Source organism: Halobacteriovorax sp. BALOs_7 (assembly GCF_003612895.1).
GTDB classification, from domain to species: domain Bacteria; phylum Bdellovibrionota; class Bacteriovoracia; order Bacteriovoracales; family Bacteriovoracaceae; genus Halobacteriovorax_A; species Halobacteriovorax_A vibrionivorans.
Window position 1 is genome coordinate 1,336,127 of record NZ_CP027772.1, and the last position, 20,180, is coordinate 1,356,306.

The 20,180-nt window shown below is 36.6% G+C and carries 12 protein-coding genes; 8 read left to right on the top strand and 4 right to left on the bottom strand.

Annotated elements, in window-relative coordinates:
- Positions 1-504: 504 nt before the first annotated feature.
- The 3 genes from BALOs_RS06560 to BALOs_RS06570 all read right to left on the bottom strand — a co-directional run bounded on the left by BALOs_RS06560 (position 505) and on the right by BALOs_RS06570 (position 7,933).
- Positions 505-5,952 (bottom strand): zinc-dependent metalloprotease, encoded by a 5,448-nt coding sequence (locus tag BALOs_RS06560; protein WP_120404663.1) that lies wholly within the window; start codon positions 5,950-5,952, stop codon positions 505-507.
- A 26-nt stretch (positions 5,953-5,978) separates the two neighbouring features.
- Complete coding sequence (locus tag BALOs_RS06565) at positions 5,979-6,818, bottom strand: hypothetical protein (RefSeq protein ID WP_120404664.1); 840 nt, start codon at positions 6,816-6,818, stop codon at positions 5,979-5,981.
- A gap of 428 nt (positions 6,819-7,246) precedes the next feature.
- Entirely contained in the window at positions 7,247-7,933 is a 687-nt protein-coding gene (locus tag BALOs_RS06570; RefSeq protein ID WP_120404665.1) for a M14 family murein peptide amidase A, read from the bottom strand.
- 239 nt (positions 7,934-8,172) lie between these two features.
- Here BALOs_RS06570 and BALOs_RS06575 point away from each other — a divergent pair, with 239 nt between their 5' ends.
- The 3 genes from BALOs_RS06575 to BALOs_RS15185 all read left to right on the top strand — a co-directional run bounded on the left by BALOs_RS06575 (position 8,173) and on the right by BALOs_RS15185 (position 9,736).
- Entirely contained in the window at positions 8,173-8,652 is a 480-nt protein-coding gene (locus tag BALOs_RS06575) for a ribonuclease H (protein WP_120405641.1), read from the top strand.
- A gap of 91 nt (positions 8,653-8,743) precedes the next feature.
- The gene (locus tag BALOs_RS06580; RefSeq protein ID WP_115363888.1) at positions 8,744-9,430 is read left to right on the top strand and encodes an FKBP-type peptidyl-prolyl cis-trans isomerase; all 687 of its coding nucleotides are present in this window, start codon (positions 8,744-8,746) and stop codon (positions 9,428-9,430) included.
- Between the two features lie 144 nt (positions 9,431-9,574).
- A complete protein-coding gene (locus BALOs_RS15185; RefSeq protein WP_158536930.1) occupies positions 9,575-9,736 on the top strand; it encodes a hypothetical protein in 162 nt (53 codons plus the stop codon).
- 5 nt (positions 9,737-9,741) lie between these two features.
- On the opposite strand, the gene BALOs_RS06585 is transcribed toward BALOs_RS15185, so the two are convergent.
- Entirely contained in the window at positions 9,742-10,692 is a 951-nt protein-coding gene (locus BALOs_RS06585) for a hypothetical protein (RefSeq protein ID WP_162929587.1), read from the bottom strand.
- A gap of 158 nt (positions 10,693-10,850) precedes the next feature.
- Between BALOs_RS06585 and BALOs_RS06590 the strand changes: the two genes are divergently transcribed.
- From BALOs_RS06590 to BALOs_RS06610, 5 genes are all read left to right on the top strand, one after another.
- Positions 10,851-13,727 (top strand): tail fiber domain-containing protein, encoded by a 2,877-nt coding sequence (locus tag BALOs_RS06590; protein ID WP_120404667.1) that lies wholly within the window; start codon positions 10,851-10,853, stop codon positions 13,725-13,727.
- 178 nt (positions 13,728-13,905) lie between these two features.
- Positions 13,906-18,483, top strand: coding sequence for a hypothetical protein (locus BALOs_RS06595; protein WP_120404668.1), 4,578 nt, complete (start codon positions 13,906-13,908; stop codon positions 18,481-18,483).
- Positions 18,484-18,530: 47 nt separating this feature from the next.
- Positions 18,531-19,397, top strand: a complete 867-nt coding sequence (locus tag BALOs_RS06600) for a ParA family protein (RefSeq protein ID WP_115363880.1) — start codon at positions 18,531-18,533, stop codon at positions 19,395-19,397.
- Positions 19,398-19,442: 45 nt separating this feature from the next.
- Positions 19,443-19,694: a hypothetical protein gene (locus BALOs_RS06605; RefSeq protein WP_115363878.1), complete on the top strand. Its 252-nt coding sequence runs from the start codon at positions 19,443-19,445 to the stop codon at positions 19,692-19,694.
- Positions 19,695-19,746: 52 nt separating this feature from the next.
- Positions 19,747-20,178 (top strand): SufE family protein, encoded by a 432-nt coding sequence (locus tag BALOs_RS06610; protein ID WP_115363876.1) that lies wholly within the window; start codon positions 19,747-19,749, stop codon positions 20,176-20,178.
- Positions 20,179-20,180: the final 2 nt, after the last annotated feature.

Sequence of the window (20,180 nt, forward strand, 5' to 3'; positions counted from 1 at the left end):
GTGCAGCAAGTATTTTGTTGTGTTTCTTATAAATGTATATGGAACAGAGGCTTAATGTTGAAATGAGTGCTGCACTATAGGGGTAGATTTTTGGAAGATTAAATAAGGATAAAAATAAAATAAGAGATGTAAAAGAAGTGAATAAAACACTTAGTAAAATGAATGTGATTATTCTGGCTTCGTATGTTTTTTCAACAGCAGCTTGTCCTTTCAGCTGTATAAGTTGTTTCGGGTAAAAATAGTTGAAACGATCTAATTTGATAAAAACTCCAAAACTAATTCTGTTATGAAACCCTTCTGTAACCAATTTAACAATTGATTATTAAAATGTCGCATGGTGAAAAGTTATATTTTTATTAGGCAAATTTAAGATTGTTGTAATTACGGTGTTTTGTGACTCGGTAGCGTTAGTAGCTTATAATATAGGTGCTACAAATAAAAAGGCCCCACTGGACAGGTGGGGCCTAATTAAAGAACAAATTTATTGGTAGTCGGTTTGTTAGGTTATTTACCTTCCATTCCGTTTATCATTCTAAAGTATGAACCAAGAAGCTTTACGTTTCTCTTCATATCTCCGTAGAAGCTATTAACATCTTTAGTAATTCTAGCTTCACTAATCGCATCACCAATTAACTGATCCATTTGTAATGTTCCTTGAAGAGTTCCTTCATTTGCTTCTCTAGCAAAAACATCTCCAAACTTAACATTCTCATTGGCATTCATCCCTTGGATAATCTTTGTGATTACCGGAGCAAATAATTCAACCTGACCATCATCGTTGATAGATGGCATTGAGAAGTTGTTTAAAGTATTAGTAAGCTTATTATTTAGGTAAGCATTCTTATTACTTCTACTTCCCATTTGTACTAAATCAATTGTTTGACAGTAGTTGTCTGATAATCGACAGAATTCTACATTCTGTACGATTGGAACAATTGCTCTACTTACAACTTGGTTAATCGTATCGATCGTTACATTTTGTAAACCTAGCTCATTCATTAGTCCTGCAAACTTTGCAGAGATGAAGTAGCTACCAGCTTTCTTTAGAAGATCTCTTTGTGCCTTGATACCTTCAATCTTAGTCTCTTGGTTAGATGACTGAGATACAGCAAGTACTTGTGCAAAGTATTTTTCTAGTTCTGCTAGGATCGTTTGTGTATCGCCAATTGCGGCTGCAGCTTCAAGTTCTCCTTTTTGGAAGTTCATTGACTCTACTGTTGCTGCTTCAGCTGGCTCAGTTTTAATAAGTTCTAGAGCTGAAATGTGGGCCTGTTCCCATTCTTTAAATAATGAGTCCCATCTATCATCATGCGAAATTAATTGCATGATACTAGCTTTTTGAATGATATTACCTGCTACATATGAATCAGTTGCATATGGAACATAAGCTTCTCTGTGGTTTGTTTTTTCTGCCACAAAGTCTTCAGCAACTTCATACATTTGACCTTCAACTTCAACATTTCTAGTCACTAGGTCACTTTGAGCAATATGTTTTACCCAGAATGCTCTAGCAGGGTTTGCTGTTTGCTCAAATGTATCGATATGTCCGTAAATTAGACCACCGATTGCAGCGTAGTTCGTTTCAACTTCATCAACTGCTACAGTAAACGCTCCATTAGTAAGAGGTACGTTTCTTCCTGTGTCTGGATCGTATACAAGTGGTGTAACTTGTCCAGATAGAACTTCAGTCATTGTTGATTGAGCAATTGAGTTTTCAATATCGATACCAAATAGGTATTGCTCAAGTAACTGGTATGGAATTCTTAATGAGTTTGAACGATACTTGTAAGAGTATGATTCAGACTCAGATAGTGCAACTAGAGCAGCTGCTTTATCCCACTCAACACCACGGTTCTTAGCTCTGTAAGAGTCAGCATCTAGTGAGTAAGAGTCATTCCATTTCGTTTCAACAACCATTGCTTTTTGCGTTTGAACATCAATTTGTGTTCCGTCTTCTGCCGTTACTTTCGTTTGAGAAGGAACGATTGTTTGTACGAAACGCTTATTTCTTTGTGCTTCAGTATCCAGTCCTGCACCTGGTGCGATATCTGGAGTAGCTACAACAGACTGAAGGAAGAATAGTGATTTAATTGTTCCATTTACTAAGTCATTAGTTGTCGCATCGTGAGCAACTTGATCTACACTTGGATCATAAAGCTCTGGAGAAAGAATTAGATGGTAGAAGATCTCTTCATTCATCATTCTTAATTTGTAGAACTTATTCATTAACCAACCAAATGCAGCTCCACCGTAGAATTGCTTACGCTTTCCAGGGAAGTAAATATACTCATACATTAGACGGTAATCTTTGATTTCATAATCAACGATTTCTTCAAAAGATGATCCATAGTCATGTCTTTGACATTGTGGCGACTGGCCAGCATCTTCATCTGAACAGAATCTAATTCTCTTAAGACCTGCCTCGGCCATTAATGTATGCTTTGAAATTGCAGCAGGGTTACCTGATTCATCTGTCAATGCATCTAATACATCTTGGATTTTTACAAGGTGGTAGTAAAGCCCTGATTCAAATTCTGATTCTACTGAAGTTACTTTAACTTCTTTACCATTAATTGTTGTTGAAGTTTTCTTCTCATTTGAAGTTCCTTCAAGTTCAACCATTCCAGCGTAAGCTGCACGTAGAGCATATACATCATATGGAGCTAGTCCATCATAAGTTGCATGATCATCAATCGTGTAGTCCATAACAGATGAAGAAGTTCTCTTAGATTCTTTTTCACCTGGGAATAGCCAGTTCTTCTTATCAAATGATCCAACGAAGTTGTGACGTAGACCAAGGTTGTGGCCAATTTCGTGTGCAAGTGTTGGCATCCAGATATCGATTAGGATGTCATTCTTGCCTTCGTCAGTTTTTGCCATTTCTAGAACATCATAGTTCTTAGCAAGGTTGCTCAATGCAAAGTCTGCAGTTTGGTGGTTACATACTGGTGTCTTTACACCATTTCTGTATTCCATTGAGTGTAGGATTTTTGCACTGATTGCTTCTGGAGAGTTCTCTCCGTGAAGTGCTTCTTGAAGAGCAACTTCATCTTGCTTTGCAATCGCTTTCCAAGCTTTATGGGCCTTTAGACCTTCTGCTTTCTTAGCTCTTGGAAATCTTTCAAATACTTCATCTTTGTCATATGAAGTTGCAGCAAAGTCTGCCTTCATAAGACGATGTGCATCCTTAATTGATGACATACGAGAGTTAATATTTGGAACCTTAATGTTATTAAGTAGGTTCGATTTTAACTTATGGTGAGCGATACCGTGACGGTGTGAAACAATATTTTCTTGTTTCGCATCTTGTGTCGCAACTTCACCTTCTACTTCAACATCTGTTCCATCAGCTGATGGTTGAGTTGATTGTTGTGTTTTTGCATTGTGCTCATCAAGTGCTTTTTGAATAGCTGCTTTATTTGACTCAGCAACTAATTGCTTAAGCTGTCTTGAAGGAGTCATATTCTTAACAAAGTTTTTCTCTGCTTTTGCCTTTTCAATCATCCAATCAATTGATGATTTCATGTTTCCACCATAAAGGTAAACAGAAGCTGATTCTACGATACCATTAACCGGGTTAAATGATGGACCACCAAGACCAATGATTGGGCTTGAAGTCGCTTTTTGTACCCAGTAAATGTGGTTACGTTGTAGATCTCCAAGGTGAGCTTTCTCAACAACTTCAATCGTTACTGATTGTTCTTGCCCATCAAGAGTATAATCAACTGTGTAGTTCTTTGTTCCTGCTGGAATAGAACCATCTTTTTCAATCTTTAGTGTAATAACATCACCGCGACCTTCGTACTGCGTTCCTTTGAAAGCGCGTCTGAAACCAGTGTTGATGTCATTAATAACTTTCTTAGAAGATAGGATGATCTTATTTCTAAGGTCTAGCTCTGTCTTTGTCAGTTTCTTAACAAGGTTACCTTCTGAATCGTATTCATTTGAAGGGATACCTGTAAGGACGTATTCAATTGTCTTACCGTTTTTGATATCAAAAACCATTGGTAGGCCAACTGAAGTGTCAAAGTCGTTTGTTTGTTCAGTATATCCTTTTGGAACTAGTTTAGAACCTGTGAATAGACCAAAGTTGAATTTCTTTTGAACTTCATATGATAAGTCTTGCTCTGGCTTATTATACTTGTGCTCATACTTCATGAAAGTTGTTCTTTCTTTGAAAGTAAGAGTTTCGTTTTGTGGACCTAGGTAGTCTCCACCATAGTCTGCACAGTTAAATTCATTACCTTTCTTATAAGTCTTTTGAGTTGACCAGTTAAGTACATTGTCTTTCCCATCAACTACTTGAGAGATATTCTTTACTTCTGTAAGACCAGGAATAACTCCACTTGTACATGCACTCATAAGGTATGGGTCAAGAGCTGTTTGTACATTTTTAACCTTGTCATTTTTAAGGTTAACAACAGCAAAAGCTCTTTCATCATTATGGTGTGATGGAACGTATACAATCCCACCATTGTCATTTTGACTTTTTCTATAATACTCAGCTTCAAATTCTAATAGAATTTCAGTATCAAGATCGCTTGTACCTGTTTTGTCTAGTAGAGGAGCGCTTCTTCTAATTGCAACTCTATCTTTTTCGAAATCAAATTTTACAATTTCAACGTGCCAAGCTGATTTTGATCCAGCAAATGTATAGTTAAAGATATTTGGAGCATCTTCTAGTACTCTTCTAAACGTAAATGTTTGATTTTTAAATTTTTCTAGTGAAAGCCATGCTGTACTTAGCTCTTCTTTAATATCCTGTGGAAAAACAACTTCTGGCTTTGAGTCCTTTTCTAATTGGATAAATTTAGCGCCTTCAGCATCTGTACTTGTTGATACTTTTGTTTCTGCTAGGACTTCATCGTTCTCATCTAGATCATATTTGAACTTAACGTATTTAATTGATTCTGAAATCTCTGATCTTAAGAAACAGTCTGCAAGTGGTGCTTTTATTCTTTTTGCAGTTTCAGCATCACACTTTGTGAATAGAACATTGTATTTTTCTGCTCTAGCAAGCTCTGCTTCATTGTCAGTAAGTTCTGATCTATTAATAACTCTAGCAAAGTATGCTTTTGATGTTTTATCATCAATGATTACTTTTATAAGGTCTTTGTCTTCAAATTCACGACCATCAATTTCAGATCTTGTGAAAGCATCTTTGTTGTTAAAAAGCCTCGCTTCAAGATCTGCTACAGTGAAAACATCATTTTCTATTTTATTTCGACGATAGATTGTAGAGATCTCTTTTTGATCCATACCAAAAACGCCAGTATAAGTTCTGTTCTTAACAAGATAGTCTACTTTAAAGTGACTTGACTCAGAACGATCTCTTTCAACATATTGTATGTGTCTTGTTTTTTCTTCAAGGTCATTCTTTCTATTTTCTCTCTCATAAAAGTCGACTCCATATTGAAAAATAGGGATTCGCTTTAAAGAAGAAGCCTTAACAGGAAGTACATCTCTAATTACTTTGTTTGATGCACTAAAAGATTTAACGTCTCCTTCAACTGGTGAAAGGTATGCAACTAGGTAGTTTGTCGTAAGGTCAAATGTAATCTCAAACTTTTCTCCTGGTTTTTCAGAGAAGATAAGAAGGTCTTTTACAAGTACATTGTATTGCTTATCGTTAGAGCTAACGATTTTCGTTGAGTATAGCTCTTTTGCTTCGCTACCAACACTTGCATCAATCATCTCTGTACTGATGCTATTTTTTGCAAGTTCTTCCTGAGTAGCAATTGCACTAGATTCAACAATAATTTTAGCAGCCGTTACAGAGTTATTAGTTCTGTACTCTTCGTAAGCATAGTCTGGCTCTTTGTCCGGTAGTGTTTTTGCACACCCTGAAAGGATTGTGGCCATTGCTAAAGCATGTGTAATACCTTTTAGCATTCCAAATCTTTTTTGTTTTTTGATTTTCATTTTGTTTTCTACCTTTGTTTTATTAACCATTTGTCCTTCTTGTGTATTTCTTTCTTCTATATTTTTATTGTTAGTGTTGCGTATACTGATGACTCTCTTTCATCAAATAGGTCGATCTCAACATCTTTCCCATCTGGTGAAAGAGGAGTTCCTCCGAACTCATGCCCAACTTCTAAGTTATAAGTAGGCGAGAAGCTATATCCCATTGATTGTGAAAATGAATAGAGGTCTTTTGTATTATTTTCGTAAGTCCAACCCTTGGCATATGTTCCACCAAGACTTAAGTAAAACGAGTCAGTAAATGAATATGTTAAGTACGCAATCGAAGACACTGAATATGAAGTATTCGATGTACCATAAAGTGAAGTCTTATACTCGTGAAAGTTCTTTGAAGCAGCTAAGATCAGAAGTGCTGATAAGTTTTTAACTCTCGTCACACTATCTGAGATTGAAAGGCCTTCACTTATCGAAAGCTTCGTTCTTAAGTTAGTTGCTCTTCTTGAAACCTTACTTGTTGGTATACCTGCTGAGATACTTCCAAATGAAGCAACTCCTTCAAATGGTCTTGCAGCTTTTCTCGAATATGAGAAAGATGAATCATTGATATTTGATTTTCTCTCATCAACAAAGCTCTTACTCATTGATGTTTTAAATGTGAAGCTTCCAATATCTGTTGCGTAACTAAAGCGAAATGAATTAGTCATACCACTTGTATGGTCCGCTTCTGATGTCTTTAGAAGGTCACGATAAACTGTTGAGTCTATTCTAGCTGTCCAACTTTTGGCCGCATTAGGTCCTTTTTTGACACTTTCGATGCTACCGGTACTACTTTGCGCCACCGCTGATGTTGCAACTGCCGATAGTAAAATTAATGACATACACTTATTTAGTGTCACTTTGGCTCCTTTCTTCGTCCTGAAAATGAATTAAGTTCAATACTTGATGCAATCACTATGCCATTTGTTCAAGTAAGAACTGGTTCGACCATTTATGCAATATTATCGAAATGAGGCTTAAATAGGGGCTTTTTGGAAAAACTACATGCATTGTGAAAAAAATGATCACAAAATATGCTAAATAATAATTGTAAGTAGTTGATAAAAGGGAGGCCGAAGAATTACGGCCTCCGTTACACCTAGGCCCAAAATAAGAGAGAGGGATTATGAGGGATATATGGGCCTAAATGAGACTAAACCAAAATAAACACGGATTAATGCTATGCATTGTCTCTGTATTCTGAGTATGTCTTATTAACGGAGTCGCCGCCATCGAAATTGACTTAAGATTGTTTAAGGAAGCTTAAGAAATGGTAAAGAGTAAATATTTAGAGGAAGCGCTTAAGAATAGGCTCTTCTAAAATTGCTTTAAAGCCCTTTTCATTTTCTTGCCATACCTCTTCCACAGTTATTCCTGTATCCACAGTAGGACATTCAAATGTAAGAACAGGAGCTTTTAGATCGATGCTTCCATATGTCCCAAGAGACCCTGGAGTCGGATATCCAATATCATCAGCTATAGGGTATTCATTATGTTTGGCCAAGAGCTCTGCCACATCTTTACAATCACCATTGTAATTAATAATTGGCTTCCAAGAGTGGATGGAAAGAATAAATGCAGGTGGGTATTCTTTAAATAATTTATCTAAATACTGGTTTTCAGGCTCACTAAGTGGTGCCTTGCCTGGATTATACTTATCTTGTTCAAAATTAGGGTCCCAACTTGCCGTCGGTAGGTTTCGATTTAGATCGACACCATTAGCATTGACTCTAGTACCAGCTTGAATACCATCAACGTTAACAATTGGAATAACCACAAGCGGTAGGTCTATGGCCTCTTCACTCTGTTCTTTAAGCCATGAATATAATTCTTTTAGACAATGCACGCCTTCAATTTCATCACCGTGTACGCCGGCCATAAGATAAATATAGCGATCACTATCTATTTCGTTACGAAATGCAGTGATTTCTTGATTATTAACTGATTTTCCAGACTCGAGCTTCGTAAATTTCATAAAGAAATTGTGGTGGAAGTTTTCTTTTTTGTAAATGAAGTTTTATACTTAGGGCCTTAAAAGGATATGGAAAAGAAAATATGAAGAAAAATGCAATTATAAAGACACTCGATTATTTAGAAAATGTTCTAGACACACAAGAAGATCATGATGCAATCGCCCAATTAAGAGAGAGCGTAGATTTACTAGAGGAAGTTGACACTGGAGTTTCAAGTGATCCTAGTGGTTTTAGCGTGCCTATGGAAGCGGTTGGAGCCTACACTGTCTATAGTGATGGAGGATGTCGTGGAAATCCTGGTCCAGGTGCCTGGGGAGCAATGGGACAAAGACCAGATGGCGTTGTCTTTTTTGAAAGTTCTGGATTTGAATTTCAAACGACTAATAATCGAATGGAGCTTACAGGCGCCATTGAATCTCTAAAGGCCCTTGCTAATGAGCTTGAGGAAGAAGACCTAGATTTATCACACGCTGCATTTCTTTACAGTGACTCAAAATATGTTGTTGATGGTATTTCAAAGTGGGTACCAGGTTGGAAGTCTCGCGGTTGGAAGAAAGCTGACAAGAAAACTCCAGAAAATATAGAATTATGGCAAAGTTTTGATGAAATAGCGGGGAAGTTTTCTAATCTCCAATTTCGTTGGGTAAAAGGGCATAGTGGCCATCCTCAAAATGAGCATTGTGACCTATTGGCAAATAAGGCAATGGATGAAAATATTTAAGGCTTGAAAACCAGACTAAAGCAATTTAACCTATTTATATTATTAGTTAAATATTAATGGAATCTTCAAAGAATTATACAAAGGATGTTAAATGAAGAAATTATTAACAACGCTGGCAATTGCGCCAATTCTCCTTATTTCATGTAGTAAAAATACTGAAGTTAAACCAGAAACTGAAAATGACAAAATCTTCTATTCAGTTGGACATGTTTATGGACAAAGGTTTAAGGACTTTAAACTTACTGACAAAGAAATTGCTAACCTTGTTCAAGGTGTACGCGATGGTATTTCACAAAAGAAGACAGATGTTGATACTAGAACATTTGCATTCAAATTTAGAGATATCGTAAACAAGAGAATGAGTGAAGTTTCTCAAGGTGAGAAAGAAGCTGGAGCAAAGTACTTAGAAGAGTTCGTTGCAAAAGAAGGAGCTAAGAAGACTGAATCAGGTCTTGCTTATAAGATCATTGAAGCTGGTTCTAGCAAGAAAGCTAAGCCAACTGATACAGTTAAAGTTCACTATAAAGGTACTTTAAGAGATGGTACTGAATTTGATTCTTCATATAAGAGAAATAAGCCAATTGAATTCCCACTTAACCGTGTTATCAAAGGTTGGACAGAAGGGATGCAATTAATTGGTGAAGGTGGAAAAATTAAGCTAGTTATTCCATCTGAGCTTGCTTATGGTGACCAAGGTGCACCTCCTTCAATTCCAGGTGGAGCAACTCTTACTTTTGAAGTTGAGCTTATTGAAGTAAAAGGCCCAGCTAAGAAGTAATAAATACTTAAAATTTGAAATAAATTAGGCCCTCTGAAAATGAGGGCCTTTTTTATTTTTACGAATGTGACAAGACGTGTTTTATATGTTTATCTATAATTATTGATCTTATAAATAATGAATATTTCCTAGAAGGGGATTTAGATGAAACTACTTATTGCTACAGTTTTAATTGTTACTTCAATTTCTCATTCAGCCATGGCCGCAGATAAAGTAAGCGCAAAGAAGTCATTTATCGAATATATTATGGAGATGATCATTAAACCTTCAATTCCTCACGATGGTGAAGGTGACTCTAAGAAATAATCCTTTTAAAAAGCATAACCTACGCTTAGTCCTAACATTGTTAGGTCTGTGGACTGCTCAAAGCCGTCAGCGTAAGCTTCGTTTGCTTGGATTGCATCAAAGTTTAACTTGAAAATTAAGGACTGGCTTGTTGAGACCTTGTATTCTAGGCCAAGACCAACTGAAGGAAGAACTAAGGCCGTTCCTGTCCTTGCTGTATTTTGGATAAGAGTTTCTGAGCGGCCAAAGCCAGCGCTAAGTTGAACAAAGTAACTAAATCGGTAACTCCAATCATTTGAAAAGTTTATTTTTAAACCTGCAGTGGCAAGCATTCTTCTTGTTTCTTGCTCTACATTTGGATTTAGTAGGGTTAGAAGATCCACGTCATACCTTGCACCAAGAATTGATTGAAACATTTGGTTAATTGGAATAGCGTAGTTAAGTCGAAAGCTGTCGCTAACTCTAGTTCCATCATTATTTGAACTATCTGTCGTCGATTCACTTAGGCCTTGGTATTTGGCATAGAATAATTCAAATCGATTATCGTATTTTTGATATTGTCTTTCTTTTAAAGAAGCTTCTTCTTTTGCAAGCATCTGTTGGTACTTTTTATCTCCCATAATTTTTGGGATCTCTAACCAGACTCTTTCAGGAGAGTAGTTAACAGTGATAATTTGGCCTTTTTCAAATGGAACTTTAATTTTGTTATCATTTACAATCCATTGTGAGTATTCACTTGAAATGGAGATGGCCCTTGCTGTAAATGAGATATTTCGACTTGAAAAAAGAGAGTTTTGTCCTTTTACAATATTGTCTTGTCTACCTTTTCGAATAACAAATGATAGGCCATCGTTTGCGACATTTTGAACAACGACGAGATTTGTATTGAGTTTACTTTCAGCTTTTGCACTACCAATGAGTCCAAGAGTGAGGGTAATGGCAAGGATGGTTTGCAATATTCTACTATGAGCGTTCATATTAATATTTTATTACTAAAGCCAACTTTAAGAAATCATTGAAAAATACTCCTTTATTCTATTGTTATCCGAGATAATTGATACAGTAATATTAATTATTTAGAATAAGATTTAACTTTGAATATTAATCTCCGATATGAAATTAGGGATTTATATATATGAAAGTAAACCATTTAGTATTTCTATTCATGATTATGTCGCTTATTGCTTGTGTTCCTACGACAAACACAGGGCGTAGTGACGTTAATTCATCAGATACGACTGATATTTCAAAAAGGCATCAGGTGTCTTTAATAGAGGTATCAAATAATGAAATGACAATTAATGGTACTAATTTATCGACAGTAACTTCAGTTAAGTCAAAATATGGCCCTCAAGTTATCAATTTTAATATTTTATCTAAATCAAATAATACACTTCGATTATCAGTACCAAATGGAATGAAGCTTTTAAGTGGCTTCATTTATGATTTAGTGATAACTGATGCTTTTGGACAATCGACAACGAGTATTAGTTTTGATGTTCAAAATGATTCAATTTCTACAAGTAAAATTCAAGACGGAAGTATTACAAATTCTAAATTAAGCTCGCTTGGTGCTTCTTCAGCTGGCCAGGTCCTTCAATATGATGGAACTTCTTGGGTTGCTGTTAATTATACGGGAGGTAGTAATTACCTTGGCCGTATTGAAGTTGATCCAGGTGGAGGTATTACACAACCATCAATCAGTGGATTAAATAATGGTGACTTCTATGTCGTCAATGATGCTGCACCAGTAACAGGTGATCTTAATGGTGATGGAAATATTGAAACCTATACAGCAGGTGATATTATTCGTTTTAATTCAATTACTGGAAAGTGGGATCTTCAATCAGGAAGTGGTTCATATGTTGGGCCATGGAGTGTCAGTGGATCAGATATTCTTCGCACTGGTACTGGACAAGTAACGATCTCGGAGAATCCAGTAGCAGGTCCTGCAAAGTTTAATTTAGGCCGTGCAACAGTAAACCCTGCAACAGCAGAAGATAGTATTCTATTTAATATTGGTGGTGATGTTCCTTTTGGAATTACATCTAATTGGTCAAGAGCAATGTCTTTTGGTTTAAGACAGGAACAGAATGCTACGATGGGAATTTTTAGTACGACAAATACTAATCAAGACCAAGCAGAGTATTTCTTCATTGATGTTGATCGTCAGGGGAGTCTAGATCCAGACTTCTGGAATAATGCAGAACTCTATATTTCAATGGATGGAGAAGTTGGTATCGGATCAACACCTTCTGGTTCATATACTTTTGAAACTTATGGTAATGGCCGTTTTTCAACAAATCTTGATGTTGATGGCACTATCACTGCAGCAGCTCTTATAGGTGATGGTTCAGGTATAACAAATGTAAATGCAACTAATATGACAAATACTGGAACGACGACTATCCGTGGTGGTGGAAGCGGTACAGGAGATGTGGCATTTCAATCTGTAACTTCTGATTATGTAATCTATGATGAGAATGGTTACTTATCATTTGGCCATAGTGCAAATTCTGGTGATTATACTGCAACAGCACAACTTGATGTGAGAAGTAATGCAGCAGATGCTGTTGGACAGTTTTATTCTTATGGTGGAAATCAATCTTCAATAAATCTTGCAAGTTCAAGAGGAACAACGACAGCAGCAGCAAATACTGGCTCTGGTGATGTTCTTGGACAATTCAACTTTGGTGGAGATGTCGGTACAGGTATCGCTAATAGTGCTTCAATTAGAGCAACTGCAACTGAAGGCTTTTCAGCAACAAACCTTGGTACTCAATTAAGTTTTTCTACAACTGCAAATACAACATCGACTCTACAAGAAAATATGCTTCTCACTCATGATGGTAGACTTCTTGTTGGAAACTCTGCAATTGCTGATGGGTCGACAAATACACTAGTTGTAGGTGGTGATACACAAATAAATAATAATTTAACAGTAGCTGGTACATCTAGTTTTGCAAATGTTTCAATGACTGGTAGCTTAACTCAAGGTGGAACGTCAGTTTTTAATAATACGATTGATGTGAATGCCGTTGCTACAGTTGATTCTCTTGTTTCTGAGGGAGGAATCACTAATACAGGTCTTTTAGATAATAATGGTAATGCTGATATTAGTGGAACACTACTTGTTTCAGGACTTGCTTCTCTTACAGGAGGGGCCACTATTACAGGTGGAAATCTTGCAGCAGATACAATTACTGTTAACAGTATCACTGGTTCAAGTACAGCGACTTTTGGAGTCTTAACTGCAAGTGATCGCGTTGTTGCAACAGGTGCATCAAATGAAGTTGTTTTTAAAGGTGGAACAGATGATAACTTTGAAATTCTAGTTGATGATTCAACAGGAATTCACCTCGGTAATATTAATACTGGAGGAAGTGTAACTTCAGCTCTACCGATATCTTTTTATACAGATGACGCAGAAAGAATGAAAATTATGGGCACTGGTAATGTGGGGATAGGCTCAGCTGCTCCAACTGAAAGACTTCATGTTGTTGGAAACTTAAGAGTTGAAGGCTCAACTGATTGTACTCTTGGTGGCGGAGCTGGTGCAACAAATTGTACTTCAGATAAAAGATTAAAAGATAATGTCGTCAATATTGATAATGCCTTAGATAAAATTAAAGCCTTAAATGGAGTTGAATTTGATTGGAATGAAAAGTCTGTTTCTCCTGGCAAGCATTCTATTGGTGTTATCGCTCAAGATGTACAAAGACAATTTCCTACGGCCGTTATTGAAAATAGTGAAGGATGGCTGGCCGTGGATTATGCTGTTTTAGTTTCTCCATTAATTGAAGCGGTAAAAGAGTTGGATAAGAATCTTGATATGTATAAAACGATGAGTGAAGGAATGAGTGAAAGTGTAATTGAAAACACTCGTCAAATTGCTTCATTAAAAGAAGATAATGAGGTCCTAAAAAATCAAGTTAAAGAGCTTAAAGATGAGAATAAGCAGATGAAAAAGGCCCTTTGTAGCCTAAACTCGAACTTTGAGTTCTGTCAGTAGTTGAGCGTTTCGCCAGAGTATCTGGGCGATTTGCCTTAATTGTGTCTATGTAAGTATCTGAAAAAACGATCTTTTCTGTTCTGAAGAGGAAATCTTCTATAATACTGAAATAACGTAAGTCTTTCTTTAAAGTAAAGAATTTAAATGGCGATAAGTTATTGGGATATTTGGGAAAGATATGAATCGAATTTTAATCTTAACATTATTTATTGCGGGACTAATTTCTTGTACTCCGCAGATGAATTCACTAAAGCAGGCAAACTGTAATGATGGCCATTACTTTGATGAAGTTCGCCGCACGTGTGTTCTTGATGTTTCTCCCAAAGCTCCAGTAGTAACGACTAATGCTCTTACAATTGTTGAAAACACTGTTAAAACTAGTTATCAAGTTGAATATACCGATCAAAATAATGGTGTGCCAACTTCGTGTACAGTTGTTGATAGTGGAACAGGGCTTAATCAAAGCTTAACAGTAGGCTCTGTTACTATTGAAAAAGTTAATACTTGGCAAAACTCTATAAATTACCCAACTTTATTTTTTGAAATTGTCGATAATCCTTCAATTATCTCTGGTGGGGAAACAGCTTCAATTATTGGTAATACAATCACTGTTGAAATTGATTCTGGTTTTTCAACATCACTTCAAATTACAAATGCAATTAACTCAGATCCAACTGTAGGAGCAATTTTAAATGCTTCAGTTACAGGTGCAAATACTCCTGAGTCAGTTACTCCTGGATTAAAAACACTAGGAGCAACATGTGCATGTGCAAGTGGTACTTGTACTGTTGATATTGAACCATCTAGAAATACAAATGGTTCAACTTTTGTTGATCTCTACTTATCAGATGATGATGGTGATAGTGCGACTTCTCGTATTTATATTGATGTAACAAACGTTGATCAAGCACCACGAATCACTTCAACAAGAACTGCTACAGTAAACGAAGATGACGTTATTAGTTTCGAATTTGACAGCGAAGTAAATGAAAATCCATTAACAGGGTATTTTGATTACGATGGAGACTTTGCAACATTTTGTAGTGCAACTTCAATACACGCAAGCGTTCAAAACTCAAATGTCACATGTACATGTTCACTAGGTAAGTGTACGTTAAATATTGTAACGGATAAGGATTACTTTAATACAGTTGCAGAAGACTTAGTTGAATATCAAATTTATGCTAATGGGCAATATTCAAATACAGGTGTTGCCAGTGCTTTAATAAATGCTGTTGACGATGATCCTGTTCCGGGAAGCTCTCTTGTTATAACTGTAGATGAGGATGACTCTGGATTGCCTTCATCGACGACGACAGCTTATTTTTCTTTTCCAACTGCAAGTGATGATGGTCATGGTGGATTCCTATCTTCTGATTTAAGATATCGTCTTAAGAATCTTGCAGCATTCCCTGATATACAAAGCTCTAATTGTGATTCACCAGCGGCCGTAGATGATAGCTTCTTATGTAATATTGTTTTTGATGGTGATGCTAACGGTACATTCTCAGTAGAGTATGAGATTGCTGATGGCCTACCAACTTTTCATTCTACAGGCTATATTACTATTGTAATTAATGCTAAAAATGACCCTCCAGTAATTTCAAGTAGTACATTTACACATACAATGGATGAGTCAACGGATTGGAATGCTGTTTCTGAAACAATTAATCTTGGAACAGTTTCTGATGTTGATAATTCTCTTACAGGTCTACAAGTCTACTTCTTAGACGGAGCTACACGTGTTAATACAATGGCCGGTAACTCTAGTGTCACTGGAAGTGAGGGAACAATTAGTGATTGTGCAATTGATACAAGTGGTGACATTACTTGTTTATATACAACAATTAATGGAAATAGTGCCAATAGTGTTATTGGAACACCTGATAATTTTCAATTTGTCGTAAGAGATACTGCAAGTGCAGAATCAACTATATCTACTCTGGATGTAACTGTTACTGAAACTTCTGATGCTCCAGTTATTTGTCAGTACTCTCAATATAATAGGAGAGAAGGACGCACTGAATGTGGAGTTAACGATTGTATTGGAGAGGGAGCACCAAGTTTTAATCCTACATCTCACACGGCTTCAAATCCTGTAATTTACTATGATCGCACAAATAGTCTTTGTTATGAATCTTCAAATACGGCGTCATGGGAAATTGCGACAAATAATGGAAACCAAAATGCAAGCTACATTGGTGATGTTGTCATTGGTGAAAAAGAAAATGTAATAATTGATAATGTAATTGTGAGTGAAGGTGGATCTATTGCAAATGAGTCCGCTCAAGATATTGTTGTTGAAAATATTACTTCTACAAATAGTGTTCTAATTAATCCTGCAAATATTTACTTCCTAAAAGATGTAAACTTAGATGGGAATTACAATGATATCTCTGTTAATGGACCAAGTGGTGGAATTATTAATAGTGGTGCTTCTGCTAACGAAAAATTAAGAATTAAAATGATTCCTACTTCTTCTCAATTTGGAGAGTCTACAATTTCGTTTGATATTGTGGACAATGGAACAGGTACTCCACGTACAACAATAAGCTTTAATGTAAGAGTTGAGCCTCAGACAATTACACACAATGGTTGGGCCAATATTAAATCGATTGGAACAAAAGTTAATCATTATGGAGTTCGAGTTGAAGATAGCTTTACATGCTCTCACTCATTAACGAAGTGCCAAAGCGGTCAGGAGTGTTATGGTGCATCTGATCCAAGTGGTTCAGTTACACCTGATGTAGCCGGAGCAGTTTATCGTACATCTTCAAACCAGTGTTATTATTCAACAGGTACAACACCTTCTGACTGGGTTTTAATTTCTAAGCAAGTAGCTTGTAATATTAGTGAAGTTAATCGCCAATATACTAGTAGTGGAATCCTAGATGATCCAACAACAACTTGTGACGATCTAGGAAGTGGAAGTTGTATTGGTGATGTAACATATGATGACACAGCAACAGGTTCTGTAAGTGTTGTTTTTAATTCTCAAACGGAAACTCTTGTTGCAAGTGAGAATAAAGGTAAGTTCTTATTTAACACAGCTTATGAGCCAACAACTGGAACAGATTGTTTTTATTCTGATGGTTCTGATTGGATTCCTTATCACGGAACATCAAAAGTAACTCTGGAATGGGAAGACTTTACAGTAAACACTTCTGGGGCAATCCAAGGTTATAATGTTTATCGCAAGCAAGCTGGAATGGTGAATAGCTTTAATTATAATAAGCCAATTAATCGCAACTTAATTACATCTTCAACGACTTATGTTGATAATGGTCAAAACTCACGTCTTGCACCAGTACCAAATCATACATATATCTATGAAGTTAGACCGGTACTTAGTTATACAAATCAATTAGGTGCAACAGAAGAATTAGAAATTACAACAAATAATAAAGTTGCAAAGGTGAGAGTTATTGCACCTGCTGAAAATTATGCATTTGTTCACCGTTGGATGGTTAATAAGAAAGCTTGTACAATGATGCATTCGACACCATTTATAGACAGTGACTATATTTGTGAATATGCAGGTCTTGGTGATGCAAATAATGCAACGCTTGGATATACAGTATATGACTTTGGGAAAGATTTAATCGTTCCTCGTTTTGAAATGGGGTGCCCATATACAAAAACTGGTTGTAGCACATCGGATGGACAATGTGTTGGTCAGTCCGCTGTCGGTGTTTCTGCTGCTAATGTAGGTGATATCTTTTATGAGCGAAACTCTGGCCTATGTAAGGTAAACAATGGTGGTTCAACTTGGTTAGATTATACAGGCCAAGCTCTCGATAGCGCTATTGCTTCTCAGTCATATCTACCTCCTCTTACAAATGTCGATATGGACGAAGCGGCAGCTGCATGTACGGCCATGACAAATACACACGCAATTACAGGTTATAATCTTGGAACGACTTTCAAACTGCCAACACGTGATGAGCAAATCGCTTATTCGGCCTGGGATGTAAGAAATATCTCTGATTCTTCAATTGAAGAAATTGAAAGAGGTCTTTCTTTAAATTCATCAAGTAAGTGTAATTCTTCTCTAGCAAGTGGGCTTGATAGCTCTTATATGGATATTGATAACCTCAGTTCATCAGATGTTCACTCGATACCTGGAACTTATTCTTCTGGAATTCGCTCCCTGTATACAGGATCATCTTTTACTGAAACTTGTACTTCAATGTTTGGTATTCAAGACGCTGTTGGAAATATTGCAGAGATTTCTAGTACAGATTATACATTTAATGCTGCAGACTTTACGTATGACTTTGCCAGTATTTTATCTGTTGATACTGATCTTTATGGATCAGGTAGTGCAAATTATGTAATGGATAATACGATAGGGCCATGTGAAGATAGTGACGCATCTCTTCCTTGTGAGGGAGAGCTGGATAACTTCTTATTTGAAGATCAGTCATACTATAGTTCTCGCTATTTTAATTACGTCTTTGGTATGCCAATTACGACTTCTGCCTATGGAAATGCCACGGCCGATTCTCTTTTAGAGAAGTACACTCTTCGTATTGGTTCAAGTGCTGGACTTACTAACTCACAGCTCCATGATGATGGCTTCTTTAATGAATACACAAATGTTGCAACAGGAGCAATGGTAAGTGGTGGTGATTACACTCGTCTTAACGCAAGTGGTGTCTACACAGTCGAGCTTTATCCTGATGAAACAAGAACGTCACGTGTGGGCCTTCGCTGTGTTGTTGAAATTGACCCTGATCAGTATGTCTCTGAATAAAATTATGTTATACTTTCCAAGAATTTTACATTCATATTGGGGGAAGTATGTTCTTTGGGCGAAATAAGCAAAAACTTGATGATAAGGGTAAAGGGAAGGTCATATCTTTTCTAAACCAAAAAGGTGGCGTCGGAAAGACGACGATGTGTTTTAACACGGCCTATGCTTTAGCTCAAAAGGGTCATAAAGTTCTTGTCGTGGATATGGATCCTCAGGCCAATATGTCCTATCTTTTTGGAAGAGAAGAAAATGAGAAAAGTATTTTTAATCTTCTTTTGAATACAGTTAAAGAATTGAAACAGATGCATACAAGTGTAATTTTTGAAAATGTCGTTTACAAGACTGAAGCGGGAGTCGATCTTCTCCCTTCGGCCCAAGAGCTTTCTGGTTTTGAACTCTGTGTTGCTTCAGTTAACTCCCCAAGACAAACGATTCTAAAAAAATATATTGAACAGGCCGGACTTAGAAAACGATATGATTATATTCTTGTGGATTGCCCTCCAACTCTGGGGCTTCTCGTGGTTAATAGTATCTGCTCAAGCGATGGCGTGATTGTTCCATTTAGACCTGATGATTTTTCAATGAAGGGCCTAGAGCATTTTTATCGCATGCTTGGGGATATCGAGGATATGGAATTAGTAGAACTTCCTGAAATTATCACTCATATACCAAATCTTATGGACTCAAGACGTAAGCAAGAGGAGAGTGATCTACACGAGATTAAGGAACTGATTCGTAAAGTTACTGGCAACGATAAGTATATTGCTCCATTCTTTAATAAGGCCCAAATCGTAAAGTCACAGGCCGCTAAGAAGTCTATTTATGATTATAATTCCAAGGAATATCGCCCGCTTCATGAACAATTTAATAAAATCGCAAATTTAATTGATTCGTGGAATGAAGCGAGTTTATAGTCTATATGATAAGATTAAAGAAGAATGATGAATTAAGGAGTTTACGTGGCATCAATTAAGAATCCTCTCTATGTAGTAACAAATGAAGGTAAAGACGTGGAAGGTGTGGCCAATTATATTGAACTTGTTATCAAAAAGCTTGGTTTAGAGCCTTATCTAGACTTATTGGAGTCTATGATTGCAATGATTACCAATCAGGTTGGTAATTATGGATTCTTTATCGCACTACAAAATCTTGTGGATCATATTGCTGAGCAAATCGAAAAAATGCTGGAGTTTGCTTCACGCATCATCTAAATAGTGCTAAACTCCTGCCATATTAAAAGACCCTTAAGGTAAGGAGCCTATTGTGCAAATTCAAGAAAGAGTTGATGCTCTTGTGGAAGAGTTTAATAAATTCAATGATTGGGAAGACCGCTACATGCATATTATTTCCATGGGAAAGAAAATGCCTGCACTACCTGAAGAATTATATAAAGAAGAATATAAGGTTAAGGGATGTCAGTCTCAAGTATGGCTTATCCCTGAGCTAAAAGATGGTAAGGTTATTTTCCAAGCAGATAGCGATGCGGCCATTGTTAAAGGTATTGTTTCAATCCTTATTGGGATTTACTCAGATGCTACTCCTGATGAGATCCTTGCTACGAAACCAGACTTTCTCGATACGATCGGCTTAAGACAGCACTTATCAATGTCACGTGCTAACGGCCTATCAAGTATGATTAAGCAAATTTCCATGTATGCTCTCGCATATAAAACTAAGTTACAAATGGGATTATAATA